At 69.4% G+C, this 19,865-nt stretch carries 20 protein-coding genes; 13 read left to right on the top strand and 7 right to left on the bottom strand.

Translation table 11 applies throughout. The annotated features are described in order from the left end of the window. Positions 1–88 precede the first annotated feature (88 nt). Complete coding sequence (locus E1218_RS07710) at positions 89–1,066, top strand: Gfo/Idh/MocA family protein (protein ID WP_132317736.1); 978 nt, start codon at positions 89–91, stop codon at positions 1,064–1,066. 1 nt (position 1,067) lies between these two features. After that, on the top strand, positions 1,068–2,069 hold the full coding sequence (locus tag E1218_RS07705) for a Gfo/Idh/MocA family protein (protein WP_132317734.1): 1,002 nt from the start codon (positions 1,068–1,070) through the stop codon (positions 2,067–2,069). 16 nt (positions 2,070–2,085) lie between these two features. On the opposite strand, the gene E1218_RS37095 is transcribed toward E1218_RS07705, so the two are convergent. Together E1218_RS37095 and E1218_RS37090 are read right to left on the bottom strand one after the other, a co-directional pair. Then, positions 2,086–2,313 (bottom strand): SelT/SelW/SelH family protein, encoded by a 228-nt coding sequence (locus tag E1218_RS37095; protein ID WP_233712081.1) that lies wholly within the window; start codon positions 2,311–2,313, stop codon positions 2,086–2,088. Further along, on the bottom strand, positions 2,255–3,076 hold the full coding sequence (locus E1218_RS37090; protein ID WP_132317730.1) for a class I SAM-dependent methyltransferase: 822 nt from the start codon (positions 3,074–3,076) through the stop codon (positions 2,255–2,257). Before E1218_RS37090 ends, E1218_RS37095 begins: the two co-directional genes overlap by 59 nt. A gap of 106 nt (positions 3,077–3,182) precedes the next feature. On the opposite strand from E1218_RS37090, the gene E1218_RS36570 reads away from it, so the two are divergent. Genes E1218_RS36570 through E1218_RS07685 form a run of 3 tightly spaced genes read left to right on the top strand, consistent with a single transcriptional unit; the run spans position 3,183 to position 3,918 of the window. Then, positions 3,183–3,392 carry a nuclear transport factor 2 family protein gene (locus E1218_RS36570; RefSeq protein ID WP_202865827.1) on the top strand — a complete coding sequence of 70 codons (210 nt, stop codon included), beginning with the start codon at positions 3,183–3,185 and terminating at the stop codon, positions 3,390–3,392. Then, a complete protein-coding gene (locus tag E1218_RS36565) occupies positions 3,389–3,577 on the top strand; it encodes a nuclear transport factor 2-like protein (protein ID WP_202865826.1) in 189 nt (62 codons plus the stop codon). Before E1218_RS36570 ends, E1218_RS36565 begins: the two co-directional genes overlap by 4 nt. Before the next feature lie 32 nt (positions 3,578–3,609). Next, positions 3,610–3,918 carry a winged helix-turn-helix transcriptional regulator gene (locus E1218_RS07685; protein ID WP_132317728.1) on the top strand — a complete coding sequence of 103 codons (309 nt, stop codon included), beginning with the start codon at positions 3,610–3,612 and terminating at the stop codon, positions 3,916–3,918. 88 nt (positions 3,919–4,006) lie between these two features. Here the strand turns inward: E1218_RS07685 and E1218_RS07680 are convergent, their stop codons facing one another. Then, positions 4,007–4,939, bottom strand: a complete 933-nt coding sequence (locus tag E1218_RS07680; RefSeq protein ID WP_165949167.1) for a helix-turn-helix transcriptional regulator — start codon at positions 4,937–4,939, stop codon at positions 4,007–4,009. 62 nt (positions 4,940–5,001) lie between these two features. Between E1218_RS07680 and E1218_RS07675 the strand changes: the two genes are divergently transcribed. Genes E1218_RS07675 through E1218_RS07665 form a run of 3 tightly spaced genes read left to right on the top strand, consistent with a single transcriptional unit; the run spans position 5,002 to position 7,510 of the window. Further along, positions 5,002–5,973 carry an ABC transporter ATP-binding protein gene (locus E1218_RS07675; RefSeq protein WP_233712080.1) on the top strand — a complete coding sequence of 324 codons (972 nt, stop codon included), beginning with the start codon at positions 5,002–5,004 and terminating at the stop codon, positions 5,971–5,973. Further along, a complete protein-coding gene (locus tag E1218_RS07670) occupies positions 5,970–6,728 on the top strand; it encodes an ABC-2 family transporter protein (RefSeq protein WP_132317724.1) in 759 nt (252 codons plus the stop codon). The genes E1218_RS07675 and E1218_RS07670 overlap by 4 nt, the downstream gene beginning before the upstream one ends. After that, positions 6,725–7,510 (top strand): ABC transporter permease, encoded by a 786-nt coding sequence (locus E1218_RS07665; RefSeq protein WP_132317722.1) that lies wholly within the window; start codon positions 6,725–6,727, stop codon positions 7,508–7,510. The genes E1218_RS07670 and E1218_RS07665 overlap by 4 nt, the downstream gene beginning before the upstream one ends. A gap of 130 nt (positions 7,511–7,640) precedes the next feature. On the opposite strand, the gene E1218_RS07655 is transcribed toward E1218_RS07665, so the two are convergent. Continuing rightward, positions 7,641–8,096: an NUDIX hydrolase gene (locus tag E1218_RS07655; protein ID WP_267900278.1), complete on the bottom strand. Its 456-nt coding sequence runs from the start codon at positions 8,094–8,096 to the stop codon at positions 7,641–7,643. A 114-nt stretch (positions 8,097–8,210) separates the two neighbouring features. On the opposite strand from E1218_RS07655, the gene hemW reads away from it, so the two are divergent. The 4 genes from hemW (at position 8,211) to E1218_RS07635 (ending at position 14,807) form a co-directional block, all read left to right on the top strand. Next, on the top strand, positions 8,211–9,422 hold the full coding sequence (gene hemW / locus E1218_RS07650) for a radical SAM family heme chaperone HemW (RefSeq protein WP_132317718.1): 1,212 nt from the start codon (positions 8,211–8,213) through the stop codon (positions 9,420–9,422). Positions 9,423–9,633: 211 nt separating this feature from the next. Continuing rightward, a complete protein-coding gene (locus E1218_RS07645) occupies positions 9,634–12,009 on the top strand; it encodes a polysaccharide lyase 8 family protein (RefSeq protein ID WP_132317716.1) in 2,376 nt (791 codons plus the stop codon). Positions 12,010–12,416: 407 nt separating this feature from the next. Beyond that, entirely contained in the window at positions 12,417–13,739 is a 1,323-nt protein-coding gene (locus tag E1218_RS07640) for an ABC transporter substrate-binding protein (RefSeq protein ID WP_132317714.1), read from the top strand. A 60-nt stretch (positions 13,740–13,799) separates the two neighbouring features. Further along, positions 13,800–14,807 carry a LacI family DNA-binding transcriptional regulator gene (locus E1218_RS07635; RefSeq protein WP_132317712.1) on the top strand — a complete coding sequence of 336 codons (1,008 nt, stop codon included), beginning with the start codon at positions 13,800–13,802 and terminating at the stop codon, positions 14,805–14,807. On the opposite strand, the gene E1218_RS07630 is transcribed toward E1218_RS07635, so the two are convergent. Beyond that, positions 14,804–15,640 carry a hypothetical protein gene (locus tag E1218_RS07630; RefSeq protein ID WP_132317710.1) on the bottom strand — a complete coding sequence of 279 codons (837 nt, stop codon included), beginning with the start codon at positions 15,638–15,640 and terminating at the stop codon, positions 14,804–14,806. The two genes, E1218_RS07635 and E1218_RS07630, sit on opposite strands and share 4 nt — an antisense overlap. Continuing rightward, positions 15,633–16,247, bottom strand: a complete 615-nt coding sequence (locus E1218_RS07625; RefSeq protein ID WP_132317708.1) for a hypothetical protein — start codon at positions 16,245–16,247, stop codon at positions 15,633–15,635. Before E1218_RS07625 ends, E1218_RS07630 begins: the two co-directional genes overlap by 8 nt. A 91-nt stretch (positions 16,248–16,338) precedes the next feature. On the opposite strand from E1218_RS07625, the gene E1218_RS07620 reads away from it, so the two are divergent. Further along, positions 16,339–18,921 carry a DUF3376 domain-containing protein gene (locus tag E1218_RS07620; RefSeq protein ID WP_132317706.1) on the top strand — a complete coding sequence of 861 codons (2,583 nt, stop codon included), beginning with the start codon at positions 16,339–16,341 and terminating at the stop codon, positions 18,919–18,921. On the opposite strand, the gene E1218_RS07615 is transcribed toward E1218_RS07620, so the two are convergent. Beyond that, on the bottom strand, positions 18,896–19,720 hold the full coding sequence (locus E1218_RS07615; RefSeq protein ID WP_132317704.1) for a DUF3097 domain-containing protein: 825 nt from the start codon (positions 19,718–19,720) through the stop codon (positions 18,896–18,898). The genes E1218_RS07620 and E1218_RS07615 overlap by 26 nt on opposite strands. Positions 19,721–19,865 lie beyond the last annotated feature (145 nt).

Here is a 19,865-nt window from a genome sequence, read left to right as displayed (position 1 = left end):
GAATCGCCGGTGGGGGTGTAACCCGGCGCGGGGGTTGGCAAGGTAGGGCGGGAACGTTTCCGTCTAGTGGGTTCGGCGAGGAGGCAGGGTGTCTAAACCGCTGAAGGTCGCGGTGCTGGGGTTCTGGCATGTTCATGCGAGGGACTACGCGCGGCAGGCTCAGGCGCATCCCGGGACTGAGCTCGTCGGGGTGTGGGACGACGATGTGGAGCTGGGGCAGGCCGGGGCCGACGAGTTCGGGGTGCCGTTCAGTTCGGATCTGGACGCGGTGCTGGCCGACGTGGACGGGGTGGTGATCACCACGCCGACGAGTGACCACCGCGACATCATGGTCAAGGCGGCGAACGCGGGGAAGCACATCTTCACCGAGAAGCTGCTCGCGCCGACCGTGGCGGAGGCGGAGGAGATCCTCGCGGCGGCCGACGCGAACGGCGCCAAGGTGGTCGTCTCGCTGCCGCGGCTGTCGCACGGGTACACGCAGGCCGTCAAGGAGATCATCGCGAGCGGTGAGCTCGGGCAGCTCACCTACGCGCGGGTCCGGTTGTCGCACGACGGGGCGATTCCGCGCGACGGTGGTGACGGCTGGCTGCCGCAACGGTTCTTCGACCAGAAGACGGCGATCGGCGGCGCGCTCACCGATCTCGGGTCTCACCCGGTCTACCTGGTGCAGTTGTTCCTCGGCACCACGCCGGACACGGTCAGTGCGACGTACCGGTCCGTCAACGGCCGCGGGCTGGAGGACAACGCCGTCGTCACCGTCGGGTACGCCGACCAGGCGATCGGGGTGATCGAGGCAGGTTTCACCAGCCGGAACCCGTTCACGATCGAGGTCTTCGGGACCGAGAGCAGCCTGACCTACACCGAGGCCGGCAACGTGCTCCAGGTCGGCGACCGCCAGGTGCCGGTGCCCGAGCACGTCCCCGACCCGTTCGCCCAGTGGGTCGACCACATCACCAACGGCACCCGGGCCGACGACAACCTGCACCGCGCGGTCGAGCTGACCCGTCTGGTCGTCGCCGCCAACCAGGCCGCCGACGAGGGCCGAACCATCTCCTACGGAGGCTGACATGCCACAGATCAAGGTCGGGCTGATCGGCGGCGGCGGGATCGCCGGAGCCCACATCCGCGGGTACGCCGAGCACGCCGATCGGATCGGGATCACCGCCGTCGCCGACGCGGTGGAGGCGACGGCTGTCGCGCGTGGTGATGAGCTGGGTGCGACGGCGTACGTCGACTACCGGGAGATGCTCGCGAGCGCGGACATCGACGCGGTCGACATCTGCCTGCCGCACCACCTGCACCGGGACGCGATCATCGCCGCGGCCGAGGCCGGCAAGCACATCCTGTGCGAGAAGCCGCTCTGCCTGACCGCGGACGAGGCCGCCGACGTCCGGAAGGCGGTGCAGGAGAACGGCGTGACGCTGATGTGCGCGCACAACCAGCTGTTCCTGCCGGCCGTGGCCAAGGCGAAGGAACTGCTCGAGGCCGGCACCATCGGGACCGTGTACGAGGTCCGGACCACGGACAGCTTCTTCAACGACTTCGACCCGAGCAGCATGGGCTGGCGGGCGAGCAGCAGGACGAGTGGTGGTGGCGAGCTGATCGACACCGGGTACCACCCGACGTACCTGATGCTGCACCTGGCCGGCGGTTCGCCGGTCGAGGCGACCGCGATGTTGTCGACGCACCGGCTGAAGTTCATGGAGGGCGAGGACTCGGCGCAGGTTCTGATCAGGTTCGACAACGGGGCCGTCGGTCAGCTGGTGACGAGTTGGGCGTACCAGCCGGCGCCGGGGACGGAGCGCTTCTCCGCGGTCGGTGAGCTCGGGTCGTTGACCAGCGACGGCAGTTCGCTGACCTACAAGCTGCGGTCCGGCGAGACCGAGACGTTCGACCTGGAACCGGTCGACACGTTCGTCGCCGAGATCGGTCACTTCGCCGACTCGCTGCTCGGCCGGACCCGCCCGATCCACACCGAGGAGGAGGGCATCGCCGTCCTCGGCATCCTGCTCGCCGCCTACGAGGGCTCGCGCACGAAGACCATCGCCCCCGTCCTGCAGATCCCCTGATCCGCAGGCCCGCCGATCAGCGGCGGTCGGAGTGGCCGAGGTCGCGGTCCGGGGCGATGCGGTCGCGGACCAGTTGCTTGAGCGGTGCGATCTCGGGAAAACCGTCCTGCGCCTTCCGGGACCAGAGGGTCTCGCCGTCCAGACGGACGTCGAAGATCCCTCCGGTCCCGGGAACCAGGGCGACCTCACCGAGCTCGGTGGTGAAGGTGGTCAGCAGCTCCTGGGCGGTCCACGCCGCCCGCAACAACCACCGGCACTGCGTGCAGTACTCGATCTCCAACCGCGGCTCTCTGCTCACGCCGACCAGTATCACCGCCGGCGCCGGCTCGTGAACGGTGGTCCCCGGAGGCGCGACGACTGACGACGTTCCCGTCGATGAGCGAGAGCACCGTGAAGCCTGCCGCGGTGAGCTCCGCATGGAGGGCCGCGGCCGTGAGGTGACGGCGGTAGGGCAGGCCTTCCCGATAGCAGACACCTGTGGCCGCGTCGTAGCGGAGACCGTTGCCGTAGACCCGGTCCGGCTCGTAGAGGGCGGTCGAGATCAGGTAGTGGCCGGTCGGGGCGAGCCGGTCACGTGCGCCGCGGAACAGCGCTGCCCGGTCCTCGTCGAGCACGATGTTCTGCAGGCAGTAGCTGTCGACGACGAGGTCGTAGCGCTTGTCCGCCGCCGGCCAACGGCACACGTCCTGTACGGCGAAGTTCACCAGGAGCCCACGCTCGTCGGCGAACAGACGAGCCAGCCTGATCGCTTCCGGGCTGACATCCACCGCGTCAACCCGGAGACCGCGCTGGGCAAGGAAGCACGCTGCCGGACCGGTGCCACAGCCGTACTCCAGGACATCCGCGACCCCGCCGAGCTCGGGAAGTACCCGTTCGAGGAACGCCCGGTTGGGGAAGTCGTCGAAGCCGCCGGGGTGACCGGGTTCGAAGGCGTCGCTCCATTGGGTCGTGTGCTCGCGTGCCACCTGCTGGTAGACGGCTTCGGGTTCCGTTTCGTAGTACCGCATCCTCGGATCGTAGAAATGTGAGGTGGATCACGCATTCCCATTAGTTACGTTGAGGTGCGTGGTCGCCGGTCGTGAGCATGGAGGAGACGACTCGAGAGGAACGACTGTGGACTCCACGCTTGCGGTGGCCAGGAAGTACGTCGATGCCGTGGTGGCGAAGGACTTCGGCGCGGTGGCGGGGTTGCTCGCCGACGACGTCGTCTGGCACCAGCCGGGCGAGAACCGGCTGTCGGGCACGCATCGCGGTGCGGGCGCCGTGAATCAGTTGCTCGGGGCAATGACGACGATCAGCGCGGGACCTTCGAGCTGTCGGTGAGCGGCGTACCGATGGTGAACGCCGATCAGGCCGTGATCCCGGTGCACTTCGCGGGCCGGCGCGACCGGGCGACGCTCGACCAGGACGGCGTCGACGTCCTGCGGATCGCCGGCGACCGGATCGTCGAGGTCCGGTTGTTCTCCGTCGACCAGGCGGCCGAGGACGCGTTCTGGGGTCTCGGCTGAGAACTGTCGGTGCGACCTGATCGGATGTGGTCATGGCCCGGCACCCGGCGTTCGACGTGCTCCTGGAGAGCTGCCCGTCCCGGACGTCACTGGCCCGGATCGCGAACAAGTGGACGGCGATGGTGGTGATCGTGCTCAGCGACGGCCGGAGGCGGTTCGGTGATCTCCGCGCCGAGGTCGAGGGCATCAGTGGCAAGGTCCTCACCGAGACGCTGCGCGACCTGGAGCGTGACGGCCTGGTCGAACGGCACGTGTACGCCGAGATGCCGCCCAGGGTGGAGTACGAGCTGACCGCCCTCGGCCGGACGTTGCACGTTCCGCTCCAGGCCCTCGGTCGCTGAGCCGAGGAACACATCGAAGAGGTCCTTGCGGCCCGAGACACGTACGACTCCCGCCCACCGTAGTCGGGGGCCGCCGGCCCTGGTGCGGTCAGGGCAGGTGGCCGGCGAGGATCTCACGCGCGGCCCGGTGGACCTTGTCGGCGAGCTCCGGCGGAGCCAGCACCTGCGCGTCGCCGGCCTGGGCCAGGACGGCCGCGCAGGCCTCGCTCACGTTCTCGAGGTCGGTGTGCACGATGAACCAGCCGTCCGTGTCGGGCAGCGGGGGCGCGGTCGGCCGGAAGCGCAGTACGGCGCGGTCGCGCACACGAAGCGCGATCGGGTACGACGGCCGCGTGGCCAGGAAGTGCTTCTGCGCCTCGGCCCAGTAGGCGGACAGATCGAAATCGGCCGGTCGCGAGAACGTCGTGCCGGTCAGCACGGCGGACGTCACCCGGCTCAGCCGATAGGTCCGGGAGGTGCCGTCGGGCCGGCTCGCGACCAGGTACCAGGTCCGGCTCTTGGCGACCAGGCCGAGCGGCTCGACCTCGAACGACTCCGCCGGATCCCGGTAGGTGATCGCGATCCGCCGTTCCTCCCAGATGGCCTGCCGGCAGAGGTCCAGCCAGCGCGGCGCCTCCCGGCGGTCGTCCCAGCCGGCGTGATCGATCAGGAGTCGCTGCCGCGCGTACTCGGCGTCGCGCCGGGCGCTCTCCGGCAGGGCTGCGATCAGCTTCGACATCGCCAGATCGCTGGACGCGTCCATGCCGAGGTCGGCGAGCACGTGCGCAGTCGCACCGACGAACACCGACATCACCTCCGCCGGCGCGAGCCCGGTGAGCCGGGTTCGGTAGTCCGGCAGCAACGCCCATCCGCCGCGCCGGCCACGGACCGAGTACACCGGCACCCCGGCGAGGCTGAGCGCGTCGAGGTCGCGCTGGACCGTGCGGGGTGAGACCTCCAGGTGCTGCGCGAGCTCGTTCACCGTCGACTGCCCGCGGGTCTGCAACCGCAGCAGGAGCCGGAGAAGCCGTTCGGCACGCACGGTTCGAGTGTGCCAGGAAAACAAGCCATCAGCTGGCGTCTTTACCTCCTACGGTCGTGGTCATGACTGCGATCGAGGTGGCCGGCCTGTCCATGTCCTTCCGCGCACCGGTCCGGAAGCCGGGGCTCCGGGCGGCGTTCGGTTCACTGGTTCGGCGTGAGTACCGCGAGGTGCAGGCGCTCGACGACATCTCGTTCGCGATCGCGCCGGGCGAGGTCGTCGGCTTCATCGGACCGAACGGCGCCGGCAAGACGACCACGATGAAGATCCTGTCCGGCATCCTGCACCCGACCGGCGGCGACGTCCGCGTGCTGGAGTCCGTGCCGTGGCAGCGCCGGGCCGGGTTCCTCAAGCGGATCGCGTTCGTCCGCGGGAGCCAGCCGGTCGGCGGCTCGCAGGAACTGACGGTGATGGACTCCCTCGAGTACCAGCGGCTCCTGTACGACGTACCTCGGGCGGACTTCGGTGACACGCTGAAGGTCCTGGAGGAACTGCTGCGGCTGACGCCTCTGCTGGAGCGGCAGTTGCGCGCCCTGAGCCTGGGGGAGCGGATGCGGGTCGGGCTCGCGCTGGCGTTGATCTACCGGCCGGAGGTGCTCTTCCTCGACGAGCCGACGATCGGTCTCGACGTGACTGCGGCCGGCCAGATCCGCGAGTTCGCCGCCGACTACGTGAGCCAGACCGGCGCGACGGTGCTGCTGACCAGCCACTACATGGCCGACGTCGCGTCGCTGTGCCCGCGGCTGATCCTGATCGACCGAGGACGAGTGGAGTACGACGGGCCGCTCGCCGAACTGTCGGCACGACTCTCGCCGTACAAGCTCGTCCGGATCACTGCCCGGGGCGGGCCGGCGCCCGACGTCGGGGAGGTGGTGGAGTCGTCGGAGGGGATGTGGGTCCTCCGGGTGCCGCGGGACGAGGTCGCGCAGACGACGGCGCGGTTGCTGCAGTCGCTCGAAGTCGTGGATCTCGCGGTCGAGGAACCGCCGCTGGAGAAGGTCATCGACCGCGCGTACCGGGAGGGGCTGCGGTGAGGACCTTCGTCCTGCTGGGATTCCGGATCCGCCAGGAGGTGCTGGAGTGGTCCGGTGCCTGGTGGTTCCTGGCGACTCTCGTCGTCCAGGCCGTCATCGGTCCGCTGATCGGGCTGTTCGTCTGGTCGGCGGTGTATCCGGACGATCCGACCATCGCGCGGTACTACGTCGCGATCATCCTGGTCACGCTGATGACCGAGTCGTTCGAGCAGCACACGTTCTCCGAGCGGATCTACGACGGCACGATCAGCCACGAACTGCTCCGGCCGCAGCCGGTCGTGATCGGCGTGCTGGGCGCGAACCTGGCGATCCGCGCGTGGCTCACGTTTCTCGGCGCGCCGGTCGTACTGCTCACCGGTCTCTCGCTCGGCACCGGCTTCGACTGGCGGTCGGTGCTGGTCAGCCTGCCGGCCGTGGTCCTGGCCGCGGCGCTCGTCTTCTTGTTGACATTCCTGTTGTCGATGACAGCCTTCTGGACCCAGCGCGTGCACGCGGTGGTCGGCTTCGGGCACTCGCTGATCTTCCTCTTCGGCGGTACGGCGGCACCGGTCGGATTCCTGCCGGACCTCTGGCGACAGGTGGCCGAGTTGTCGCCGTTCTACGCGATGAGCGGTCTGCCGGCCGAGCTCGCGGCGTACGGCGGATCGGTGTGGTCGGCGCTCGCCCTGCAGCTCTTCTGGCTGGTGGTCCTGCTCGCCGCGGTCGGGCTGCTCTGGCGGGCCGGCGTACGGCGGTACACGGCGGTGGGCTCATGAAGCTGCTGAACCTGCTCGGCGCGAGCTTCTCGATGTCACTGCGGCGCAGCATGGCGTTCCGGATCAACCTCGTCTTCGACGTCCTGCTGGCCTTCGTCGGTCTCGGCACGGCGGTGGCGCCGGTGCTGATCGTGTTCACCCAGGCCGACACCCTGGCCGGGTGGTCCAAGGCAGAGACGCTCGTCCTGATCGGCACGTACCAGTTGATCACCGGGCTCCGCGGTACGTTCGTCGACCCCAACCTGTCGTGGTTCCCGGACAACGGCATCCGTAACGGCAAGCTGGACAGCTACTTGTTGCAGCCGGCACCGAGTCTCTTCCTGGCCAGTCTGTCGCTGTCCTCGCCGCTGACGCTGATCCAGTTGGTCCCCGGTCTCGGCGTACTCGGCTGGGGCATCGCGGTCGCCGACGTACGTCCCGGCCCGGCTGGTGTCCTGGGTTACCTGCTGCTCGTCGCGGCCGCGCTGGTGGTCACGTGGGCCCTCAGCGTGCTCCTGGCCTGCTTGGCCTTCTGGGCGCCGAAGCTTCAGCTCGACGTCTTCTACCACTCGGCGTGGCAACTGGGCCGCTACCCGACCGACATCTTCACCCGGCCACTCCGGGTGGTCCTCACCTACGTCTTCCCGATGGCCCTGATCGCCTCCGTGCCTTCCGCCACCCTCCTCCGCGGAGCCCACTGGCCAGTCCTGCTCGGCGCCGTCCTGGCCGCGACCGTCCTGTCCGCGCTGGCCGCCACCGCCTGGCAAGCCGGCCTACGCCGCTACACCGGCGCCACCTCCTAGGGTCGGACCGAGGTCGAGCCGTGTCTTCAGGCGCCGCCGACTTCGGCCTCGAACTGTTCGAAAGCCGCACCCTCGACGGCGACACCCAGGAGCTGGGCTACCGGCCCACCCTGCACGGGTGGAGCTGTGGTCACTTCTGGCTGATGTCGATGGGTGTTGCTGGTGCGCCGCTGCGCAGGAAGGCTTGGAAGCGGGTGCCGAGGTCGGGCGGGAAGACCTCGGCGGTGGTGGCGATCAGTTCGCCGGCGGTCCACCAGTGGAAGCCGGTGATGTAGGTCTGCTCCTCGTCGCTCAGTGCCTGGGTCGACGGGGTGAAGTGAGAGGTTCGGGCGACGAACCAGCGTTCGTGGACGTCGGTCCGCGTGCCACGCCAGGAGTACAGGTGCTGTCGGCGCCAGACCTCCGGTCCGATCGTCACGTCCCGGCAGCCGGTCTCCTCGTCGATCTCGCGAAGCGCCGCGGCGACCGCGTCCTCGCCGTTCTCGAGCCCCCCGCCGACCGGGAACCAGATGGAGTGGCCGTCGGCGTACTCGTCGCCCCGGAGCAGCAGCAGCCGATCCGCCTGGTCCAGCAGCAAGACCTTCACAGTCCGGCGAACGGGCGACACAGCACCAGCCTCCACCTCGCGTACGACCGATGGCCAGGCTACTGCGGTCCCGCGGCCCGCCTGAGCGTTGTTGGAGGTCCGTAGGATGGTGCGGTGCCGTCGACACTGCCCGAGGGGGAGGTTGCGCCCCGGGACGGGGCGTTGCCGGAATCCGCCGTCCGCGAAGCCGGTGAGCGGCCGCTCGGGTTCTACCTGCACGTGCCGTTCTGTGCCTCGCGCTGCGGGTACTGCGACTTCAACACCTACACGGCGAAGGAACTCGGCGGTGGCGGTTCCCAGGCGTCGTACGCCGAGACCGCGGTGCGCGAGGTCCGGATGGCGCGGCGGGTGCTCGGCGGGCTCGACCGGCCGGTGGAGACGGTGTTCTTCGGGGGCGGAACGCCGACTCTGCTGCCGGCGGCGGACCTCGGCCGGATGCTGGCCGCCGTACGCGACGAGTTCGGGTTGGCGCCGGATGCCGAGGTGACGACCGAGGCGAATCCGGAGTCGGTGGATCCGGCGTACCTCGAGGGCTTGCTCGAGGCGGGGTTCACGCGGGTGAGCTTCGGGATGCAGAGCGCGTCGTCGCACGTGCTGCGGATCCTCGATCGCCAGCACACGCCGGGACGGGCGCTGCAGGCCGTCAAGGAGGCGACCGCGGCCGGGTTCGAGCACGTGAACCTGGATCTGATCTACGGGACGCCGGGGGAGTCGCTCGACGACTGGCGGGCGTCGCTGGAGTCCGCGCTGTCGGCCGATCCGGACCATGTCAGCGCCTACGCGCTGATCGTCGAGGACGGCACCCAATTGGCCCGCCGGATCCGCCGGGGCGAGCTGCCGATGCCGGACGACGACGACCTCGCGGACAAGTACGTGCTCGCGGACGAGATGCTGTCCGCGCACGGACTGCAGTGGTACGAGGTCTCGAACTGGGCCCGCACCGAGGACGCACGCTGCCGGCACAACGAGCTCTACTGGCGCGGCGACACCTGGTGGGGGATCGGCCCCGGTGCTCACAGCCACGTCGGCGGCATCCGTTGGTGGAACGTCAAGCACCCCACCGTGTACGCCGAACGCCTCAACGCCGGCGACAGCCCGGCCCACGCCCGCGAAGCCCTCGACCCCGAGACCCGGCGCATCGAGCGCGTCCTGCTGGAGATCCGCCTGTCGGCCGGCCTCCCCCTCGACGTGCTCGACATCCCCGGCCGCACCGCCGCACAGCAGATCATCGCCAACGGTCTCGCCACCCTCGCCGGCAACCACCTGGTCCTCACCGGCCGAGGCCGGCTCCTGGCCGACGCGGTAGTCCGCGACCTCCTGCCCTGAGCCGGCGTCGAGCGACGGGTGTCCGGGTTCGGCTCGGCTGGTGCCTCGGCGGAGCTGGACCGGCAGACCAGTCCCGTTGCGCGTTGGCTGCGGGGTACAAGTCAGGACATGAAGTGATCAGAAGTGATCGCAATGACGTGTTGACGACCGTTGTGCGCATCGTGAAAGCTGTGCGGTAAGCGTTTACTGCCCACCGCCCCGAGGAGTTGCGATGCCGCCCTTCGTCAGTCGACGCGTGGTGATCCAGGCCGGGCTCGCCGCCGCCGCTCTCGCCGCGACCGGTCTGCCCACGAACCGGCCCGCAGCAGCGGCCGACGAGTTCGACGTACTGCGCGACCGGTGGGCCGCGCTGAACACCGGCGGCGCGTTTGACCCGACCGATCCCGCGTACCGCGACGCGCTGACCAGGCTGACCGCCCAGGCGCAGCAGTTTGTCGACAATCTCATCATCGACGCCGACCGGACCGCCCTCTGGCCGGACCTCCCGCTCAGTTCCACCTCGGGGAACTTCTCCATCAGCTACACCAGGCTGAAGACGATCGCGCTGGCCCGCGCGACCCCCGGCACCACACTTACGACCGACCCGGCCGACCGACTCGCGGGCGCGCTCGACTTCCTCAACCGGCGCGCCTACAACGAGACCCTCCCGGAGACCGGCAACTGGTGGTTCTGGGAGATCGGCGCACCACGAGCCCTGCTCGACACCTGCGTCCTCGCGTACGACGCCCTGACCGCAGGTCAACTGGCGTCCTACCTGAGAGCCGTCGACCGCTTCGTACCCAACCCGAACCGCCGGACCAACTCGCCGAACCTGCGGGAGACCGGCGCCAACCGCGTCGACAAGGCGTTGATCGTCGCGCTGCGCGGCATCGTCGGCAAGTCCGCCGACAAGATCGCCGCCGGCCGTGACGCCCTGAGTGACGTCGCGCAGGCGGGGAAGAACAGCGTCTTCACCTACGTCACCAGTGGCGACGGCTTCTACCGCGACGGCTCGTTCGTCCAGCACGGAAACCTCGCGTACGTCGGCACCTACGGCAACGTCGCGCTCGGCGGCGTGGCGAACCTGTTCTCCCTGCTCGGCGCCTCGACCTGGCAGATCACCGACCCGAACCGCGCCGTCATCCTCGACGCGGTCGAGGCGAGCTTCGCGCCGTTCATTGTCGACAATCTGATGATGGACTGCGTCTCCGGCCGGGCGATCTCCCGCGAACGGGCCGGTGACCATCGCCACGGCCACGGCACCACCTCGAGCGTGCTCCTGCTGGCCGGCGGTGTCGCCGAACCGTACGCGAGCCGCTATCGGGCGCTGGCCAAAGGCTGGATCACCCGCGACCGCCTCGCCGACTACCTGAGCGGCGCCTCGATCCCGGAGATCTCCCGCGCCAAAGCGGTTCTCGACGATCACGCCGTACGTCCAGCGCCGGCCACGCCCGCGCACTTCCAGTTCTACAACCAGGACCGCGTCGTGCACCGCCGGCCCGGCTGGACGTTCGCGATCGCGATGTCGTCCAAGCGGATGGCCCGCTACGAGTGGGGCAACGGCGAGAACCTCCGTGGCTGGTACGTCGGCGACGGCATGACGTACCTCTACAACGACGACCACGCCCAGTTCTACGACGCGTACTGGCCGACCGTCGACGCGCAGCGCCTGCCCGGTACGACGGTCAGCACGAAACCCCGCCAGCCGCACGGAACCGGCGGCGGCACCGGGACGATCGCGGCGTACGCCGACTGGGCCGGCGGCGCCTCGTACCGGAACGAAACCGGTGCCGTGGGCATGCACCTGATCAACCACGACAAGACGTTGCAGGCCCGGAAGTCGTGGTTCTGCCTCGCGGACTCGATCGTTGCCCTGGGCGCCGGGATCGCCGGCACCGACGGCTACCCGGTCGAGACCGTGGTCGAGAACCGCAACCTGCACGCGGACGGAACGGCGGCCCTCGTGGTCGACGGCGTCACGCAGCCGGGGGACGGGTCGTACGACGACCCGCGCTGGGCGCACCTGGAGGGCGTCGGTGGATACGTGTTCCCGAGCGGCGGGAAGGTGCGTGCCCGGCGTGAGGACCGCACCGGGACATGGCGGGAGATCAACACCGGCAACGACACGGCGGGGTCGACGACGCCGTACACCCGGCGGTACGCGTCGCTGGTCGTCGAGCACGGCACGGAGGTCGGCGGCTACGCCTACATCCTGTTGCCTGGGGCAAGCACTTGGCGGACGGCGGAGCGCGCTGCGGATCCTGGTGTCACCGTGCTGGCGAACACGGACGAAGTCCAGGCGATCCGCTCGGGTCGCGATCACCTGACGATGGCCAACTTCTGGACCGCGGGATCGGCCGGTGGGATCACCGCGTCCGGCCCGGCGTCCGTCGTCGTCGGCACCGAAGGCCGCACGGTCACCGTCGCCGTGTCCGATCCGAGTCGCACCGTCCAGACGCTTCGTCTGAGTGTCGACAAACACATCCGTCGATTGTCGACAGCCGACGACACCGTCACCGTCGTCGCGACCGGCAGGCAACTGATCCTGGACATCGCGGTCGACGGCTCGCGCGGCGCCACCCACACGGCCACGTTCCTCCGAGGCTGACAATCCGCAGGTGCCGCCAGACGGACACAGGAGGTGGCGGTCCGCGGCGGCGGAACCCCGCGGCCGGCCGGACCGCACCGGACAGGAACGCCGACTTGTTCGCCCACCAGCAGTCCTGCGGAGGACCCGGCCCTGACGCAGCCGGTGGTCAACCCCGGCGCGGCCTTCGTGGTCCGCGACTCCGTCGGGCCGTTACGGTCCTGACATCACTCCCTGTGGTCATCGGTCCGTGATCACAGCGGTTCACTGCGTGACGACCCGGCCGAATATGTCCGGACGTGAACTCCTCGGTATCTCAGCGTGACGATGCGACGCTTGACATACCCAGTTGAAACGCCCGAAACTCAGCACACTTTCGCGATCCGAGAGCGCTCTCCTCAACTCCGTCCAGTTCCAGGGAGCTTCAGATGCGGCCCAGTGCCGGCAAACGCCCCTTTGCGGTTCTGCTCGCCTGCGGCGCGGTCCTGCTCGCCTCGGCCTGCGGCGGCGGCCCGGGTGATCCCGATGCCGGTGGCAACGACGCCGACGGGCCGAAGATCGAGCTGACCATCGCCACCTTCAACGAGTTCGGGTACGACGACCTGTACCGGGAGTACGAGGCGCAGCACCCGAACATCAAGATCGTCGCGCGCAAGGCACCGACCGTCGACGCGCACATCAAGAACCTGGACACCAACCTCGCGGCCGGCTCCGGACTGGCCGACATCGAAGCGATGGAGGTTTCCTGGATCTACAACTACCTGGCCAAGGCGGACAAGTTCGTCGACCTGCGCGAGTACGGCGCCGACGAGCTGAAGGAACGCTGGCTGGACTGGAAGGTGGCCGGCGCGACCACCCAGGACGGGAAGATCATCGGCTACGGCACCGACATCGGGCCGGAGGCGATCTGCTACCGCAAGGACCTGTTCGCCATAGCCGGGCTGCCCACCGACCGGGCCCAGGTCGCCAAGCTGTTCCCGGACTGGGCGTCGTACTTCGCCACCGGGCGGAAGTTCAAGCAGAAGGTCCCGGGCTCGGCCTGGTACGACTCCGCGGTGCTCACCTGGGAAGCCATGCGCAACCAGCTGATCCAGGCGTACTACTCGAACCAGGACCGCTACCTCGGCGCGGAGAACCCGCGGCTGAAGAAGGTCTGGGACCAGATCGTCCAGGGCAGCGCGGACGGGCTGTCGGCGAAGCTGCCGGCCTGGAGCGACGCCTGGAACAAGGCGTTCCGCACCGACGCGTTCGCGACGATGGCCTGCCCGGGCTGGATGCTCGGCGTGATCCAGGACAACGCGGGCAGCTACGGCAAGGGCAAGTGGGACGTCGCCGACGTGTTCCCCGGCGGTGGCGGCAACTGGGGCGGCTCGTACCTGACGGTGCCGAAGCAGTCCCCGCAGCCCGAGGAGGCGGCCCGGCTGGCCGCCTGGCTGACCGCGCCCGAGCAGCAGATCAAGGTGTTCAAGAAGGTCGGCTCGTTCCCGTCCACGCTGGACGCGTACGACGACGAGCAGGTGAAGAACCAGGTGAACCCGTACTTCGGCAACGCGCCGGTCGGGCAGATCTTCATCAACCGCGCGAAGAACGTGATCCTCAAGCAGCACAAGGGCCCGCGCGAAGGTGAGATCAACCAGGTGTTCAGCGCCGCGCTGGCCCGGGTCGACGAGGGCAAGCAGACCCCGGAGGCCGCCTGGAAGCAGGCGCTCGACCTGGCCGACAAAGCCGCCAACACGAGAAGGAAGGGCTGAGTAAATAAGCTACGGACGTACTACCGTGGGAAGGTCACTCAGTCGTCCGTAGGAGGACCGATGAACGACTCTGGTTCTCCGACCCTGGAGCAGGTCGCCGCGCTCGCGGGCGTCTCCCGAGCCACTGTGTCGCGGGTCGTCAACGGCTCGCCCAAGGTGCTGCCGCACACGGTGGCCGCGGTCGAGCGGGCGATCGGCCAGCTCGGTTACGTGCCGAACCGGGCGGCTCGCGCGCTGGTGACGCGACGGACCGACTCGGTCGCGATCGTCGTACCGGAACCGGACAGCCGGGTGTTCTCGGATCCGTTCTTCGCCGGCATCCTGCGCGGTGTCAGTCACACGCTCGCGCCCACGTCCTCGCAGCTGGTGCTGCTGATCGAGCCGGCCGAGGGTGACGACCAGCGCCTGCTGCGGTACCTGCGCGGCGGCCACGTCGACGGCGCGATCATCGTCAGCCACCACGGCCGCGACAACGTGCTGCAGGAGCTGGCGCAGCTGCCGCTGCCGATCGTGTTCAGCGCCCGGCCGCTCGGCGTCGACGTACCGGTGGCGAGTGTGGACGTGGACAACGTCGAGGGTGCGCGGAAGGCGGTGGAGTACCTGTTGTCGATCGGACGCCGCCGGATCGGGACGATCGCCGGGCCACTCGACATGACCGCCGGGCTGGACCGGTTGACCGGCTACCAGGACGTGGCCAGGGAAGCCGGGATGACCGAGGCGGTTGCCTTCGGCGACTTCACCCCCGACGGTGGCGAGCAGGCGGCACTGCGGCTGTTCGACGAGTTCCCGGACCTGGACGGGCTGTTCGTGGCGAACGACCTGATGGCGACGACGGCCCTGCGGGTGCTGTCCCAGCGCGGGCGGAAGGTGCCGGCGGACGTCGCGGTCGTCGGGTTCGACGACTCGGTGATGGCGACGACCACCACGCCGAAGCTGACCACGGTCCGCCAGCCGATCGAGAAGCTCGGCGCCCGCCTGGCCGAGATCCTGCTCGCCAAGATCGCCGGCGCCGAACTCACCAGCCCCGAGGTCTACCCGACCGAACTGATCGTCCGGGACTCCGCCTAGGGCGGGTCGTTCTGGAACTGGAACTGGACGCGGATCGAGCTGTCCAGCGGGATGACGACGGTGGTGTTCGACGCGCTCCACTGGTGCGGGACCAGGAACATGCGGTTCTCGCCGACGACCAGCAGCCGCAGGCCGCGGTAGCGGTAGTGGAAGGTCTGGCCGGCGCCCGCACGCAACGCAGTCTCCTCCAGTCCCGGTGAACGCAGCGCGAGCTTCTCCTTCGTGTCGAGGATGACCACCGGGAACTTGTCCAGGTTCTCGGCGTCCGCCTTCGCCAGGCCCCGACCGGAGTACTGCGCGGTCGTGGCCGTCGCCCAGAACGCACAGGTCACGGTGACGACCGCGAGCAGCAGGATCAGCGATCGCTGGCCCTCGCGCCGCTGGAACGTGCGCCGGAGGTAGGTGAGGTACGCCAGGGCGGCCGCGGCCAGACCGATCACGCTGGGCACGATCAGGGCGTAGTACGGCAGTTGCCCGATCAGGGGGAAGGCGAGCAGGCCGGCGACGCCGATCAGCAGCAGGACCACGGTCGCCCGGGTGGCTATCCGTACGCCGGTCTCGGTCGGGTGGGCCGCGTTGTGCACGAGCAGTCCGGCGACCGCGAGCAGGGTGATCGCCAGCAGGGGGACGAGCAGCGGTTGCGGGCTGCGCATCACGTAGTCCTGCGTGCTCAGGCCGATGGTGTCGACGTCGATGCCGAAGTACTCGTACTGCGAGCGGGCGGAGACGTACCCGAAGTAGAACAGCAGCGCGGTCACGAGGGTGATCGGCGTGACGAGCTTCGCCGCGAAACTCACCCAGCGCTCGACCTGGGACTGCTGCTCCTCAGCCATCCGATGGCATCTCGCTGGACGGTGTCCCCTCCGACGTCGGCTCAGTAGTCGGCGTCTCCAGGAACATCGGCCGGAAGCGGATCTGGCTTTCGCCGAAACCCTCGACCAGGCCGTCGCAGTCGTCCTGGGTCTCGCAGACCGCCGTCATGCCGATGACCAGGTAGACGTCTTCGGTGCCGTTGGCCACCTGTCGCGCACCGACGTAGCAGGGTTTGAAGTCGCCGCTCTGCCACCGCACGTCGGCGCAGGCGCGGACGTCACCCGGGCAGGACCCCTGGTAGAGCTCGAAGACGCCCTGGGCGGACAGGCGGACCGAGCCGAGGCTGATGGTGGTGCCGCCGGGGATCGGATTCTTGCCCAGCCAGTTCACCTCGGCACACTGTTCGACGCCGTCCTCCTCGACGTTGCCGCCGATCGGCGCGTTGGCGATCTCGATCGACGGCTCGTCGATCCTGGTCCCGGTGGTCTCCAGAGTGGTTGGTTCGGGTGACGGTTCACCGGTGGTTTCCGTGATCGTGGGCGACGGCGTGCCGTTGCCGTCGGGCGTGTCCTGGCAGCCGGCCACCAGGACGGCGAGCACCACGACCGCGACAGCTGTTCTGCGCATGACGACCACCCCCAACCTACAGAATGACGCCGGGTGATGCCTTCGACAACGGTCCGTGGTATCCCTGTGACAAAGAGCGGGATGGGGGACGATGACCGATCACGAAGTCCGGATCGCGCTGGTACTCAACGGTGGGGTCAGCCTCGCCGTCTGGATGGGCGGGGTGACGCACGAGCTGGACCTGATCCGGCGCGCGTCCGGCCCGGAGGGGTTGCCGCCGTCGCAGCCGTACGACGAAGTGCTCGCGGACCGCTGGCGGGAGCTGTGCCGGCGTGGCGACGAGCGCAGGCGGGTGGTGGTCGACGTGATCGCCGGCACCAGTGCCGGCGGCCTGAACGGGTCGTTGCTGGCGACCGCGATCTCGAACGGGTCGACCCTCGACCCGGGCGGCGAGCACGGGCCGTGGCTACGGCAGAAGTGGGTCGGCCTCGGATCGCTCGAGGTCGGCAAGCTGGTCCCGTCGGCCACGGTCGAGTCGAAGTCGGTGCTGGACGGCGATTACTTCCTGAAGCAGCTCGACAGCCTGATCAAGGGGGTCGCGGAGGCCGGTGAGTCGACCGCCGACGAGGCGGTCACGCTGTTCGTCACCGCGTCCGGGCTGGGGGTGCAGCAGTTCGAGGCCACGGACGCGGCCGGGCAGTGCTTCGTCGTACCGGACCACCGGTACCTGTTCCGGTTCACCAGCGAGGAGACCGCGACGTACGACGGCCGCACCCGGACCTTCTCGGTCAGCGAGAAGAACGAACTGGCGAACACCAGGCTGCTCGCCCTCGCCGCCCGCGCGTCCGCGTCGTTCCCGGCCGCGTTCGCCCCGGTCCAGGAGACGCCGAAGCTGGCCGGGTCGCCGCCGCGGATGCAGCCGACGACCGCCGATCCCGGTGCCTGGCTGGTCGACGGCGGCGTGCTCGACAACGCGCCGTTCGGGCCGGTCCTCGACGTCGTCGCGCGCCGGCCGGTGGCCGGACGGGCGAGCCGCTACGTGCTGTACGTCGTACCGTCCGCCGGCGTCGGCCATGCGGCGACCGAGCTGGTCGGCAACGACGCGCCGGGCTGGCGGAAGGCGGCGCTGTCCGCGGTGCAGTTCCCGCGCGAGGTGGATTTCCGCTCCGACGTCGAGCAACTGGAGCGGCTGCTGCTGGAGGCGGACGCGTCCTGGTCGGACACCCAGCGGCTGTTCGACCGTTGTATTGAGCAACCAGAGGAGCGGGTCCGGCTGCGGGCGGCGGCGAAGGCGTTGCAGCCGACGTACTCGCGCGGCCGGGCCGCCGGTGACGTCTGGGAGGCGGTGACGATCGCGAATGCGGAGCAGACCACCGTCCTCGACGCCGCGACCGCGCTGTCCGAGGAGGACATCGACGAGATCCTGCGGACGGACCATCCCTGGGTCCCGGAACCGGACGGCGGGACCGCGCCGCTGTGCAACGATGCCGACGGCAACCCCAGCTGGCCGTGGGGAACCGGTGCGGCCGAACGCGTCGTCCGGCTGGTGCTGCGGTCGTTGCGGACGAAGCTCGGTAGCGCGCCGGCGGCTGAGCGGGAGGAGCTGGAGAAGCGGCTACAGGCGACCAGCGACTGTCTGCTGAAGGCGCAGGCCGTGCGGGACGCCTTGTCCGTGCGGCTGGCCGAGGCCGAGCTGGACCTGGGTCTGCCCGGCGGAGCGGAAACGGTCGCGGTCGGCCTGAGCGACATCTTCGAGGACCTGCAGGTGCAGCGGGCGCTCGGCGAGGCGTTCGCCGACGTGATCGCCGCCGTCGGCTGGGACCTGGTCGAGACCGCGCTCGAGGTGGAGATCGTGTCGCGGTGCACGTCGGCGCGGACCCCGCAACAGCGCAGTGCGCCGTTCCAGTTCGTCCGGCTCGGACCGGACATCCCGCTGACGCTGCTGGACGACGTCCAGGAAGGATCGGTCGCCAACGCGTTGAAGGACCGGATCCTCTACGGCACGCAGGTCGGGCACTTCGGTGCGTTCGGCGCGGCGGACTGGCGGCGCTGGGACTGGTTGATGGGCCGGCTGCACTGTGTCGCGCACCTCGGTGCCATGCTCGGTGCCGACCCGGACTGGATCCGCGAGACGCAGCGACAGGTGTTGCTGGCGGAGGACTGGAAGGTCGAGAAGGTCGCCGAGCGCGTGCAGCGGCTGGCCGACGACTTCCGCGACGCCAACGTCCTGTCCGCGCTCACGACCATGCGCGACGAGCTGAACCAGTCGGCCGAGGGCCGGGCGACCACCAAGGGCCTGGCCGACCGGATGGTCCAGGTCTCCGGCGGGCTCGGCGAGCAGCCCGGGAACTGGATCAAGGCGATGGCCGGCCGGAAGAACCAGCCCGGTTCATGGCTGCTGCGCTCCGCCCGCTGGTTCACCGAGCCGGCCCGGGTCACCCTGTGGGAGCGGCTGGTACGCAGTCCGAAGCTGACGCCGGCGAAGCGGCCGCTGATCTTCCAGGGATGGTTGCCGTTGGCAGCCGTCGGGCTGGGGGTCGGGCTGCTGGTGGTGGCCGGCATCGTCGACGTCGCCGCCGTACGGGTGATCGCCGCGCTGCTCGCCGGGCTGCTGCTGGCCGCCGGTCTGGTACTCGGGATGGTGACCTGGTACGTCGGCCGGGTCCGCAGCCGGATCAAGGAGTGGATCGCGGCGAAGATCCCGGCGTTCAGTCCAGAGTCACGAAATCGATGAGCTCCTCGACCCGGCCGAGCAGGGCCGGCTCGAGGTCGGCGTAGCTGTTCACCCTGGACAGGATGTGTTTCCAGGCCGCGGCCACGTCGGCCTGGTCGGTGGCCGGCCAGCCGAAGGCCTGCAGCACGCCCTTCTTCCAGTCCTGGCCGTGTGGGATGCGCGGCCAGGCCTTGATCCCGACCGCCGACGGCTTGACCGCCGCCCAGATGTCGATGAACGGGTGCCCGACGACCAGCACGTTCCGGTCGGTCACCTGCGCGGCGATCCTCGACTCCTTGGAGCCTTCGACCAGGTGGTCCACGAGCACGCCGAGCCGGCGGCCCGGCCCGGGCCGGAAGCGGTTGACGATCCCGGGCAGGTCGTCGACACCTTCCAGGTACTCGACCACGACGCCCTCGATCCGCAGGTCGTCACCCCAGACCTTCTCGACCAGTTCGGCGTCGTGCCGGCCCTCGACGTAGATCCGGCCGGCCCGGGCCACCCTCGCCCGGACGTTGTCGACGGCCACCGAGCCGGAGGCCGTCCGGGTCTTCTTCGCCGGCCCGGCCTTCTTCGGCGCCGTCAGGCTGACCGGCTTGCCGTCCAGCCAGAACCCGGGCCCGAGCGGGTAGGTCTTGATCCTGCCGAACCGGTCCTCGAGGTCGACCACGCCGTGCTCCCAGCGGACCACCGCGCCGACGAAGCCCGAGCTCGGCTCCTCGACGACCATGCCCTTCTCGAGCTCGACCTCGACGGTCCGCCCGTTCCTGGGCCTGCGCCAGTCCCCGGCCAGTACGTCGTTCCCATACCGATCAGCCACCGGACAACCGTATGCCGTAAAGCCCTCCTGACCGATCAACCACACACCCGGTGTCGCCCCCGCCCGCCTCGACGTCCGATGGGTTGACCCATCAGATGAAGGGTTGGCCAACCGGATTCCGATTGGCCAACCCACAGTCCTGTGG

The organism is Kribbella turkmenica (assembly GCF_004348725.1).
GTDB classification, from domain to species: domain Bacteria; phylum Actinomycetota; class Actinomycetes; order Propionibacteriales; family Kribbellaceae; genus Kribbella; species Kribbella turkmenica.
The sequence above is the reverse complement of the archived record's forward strand: the minus strand, read 5'-3'. Positions and strand labels throughout refer to the sequence as shown.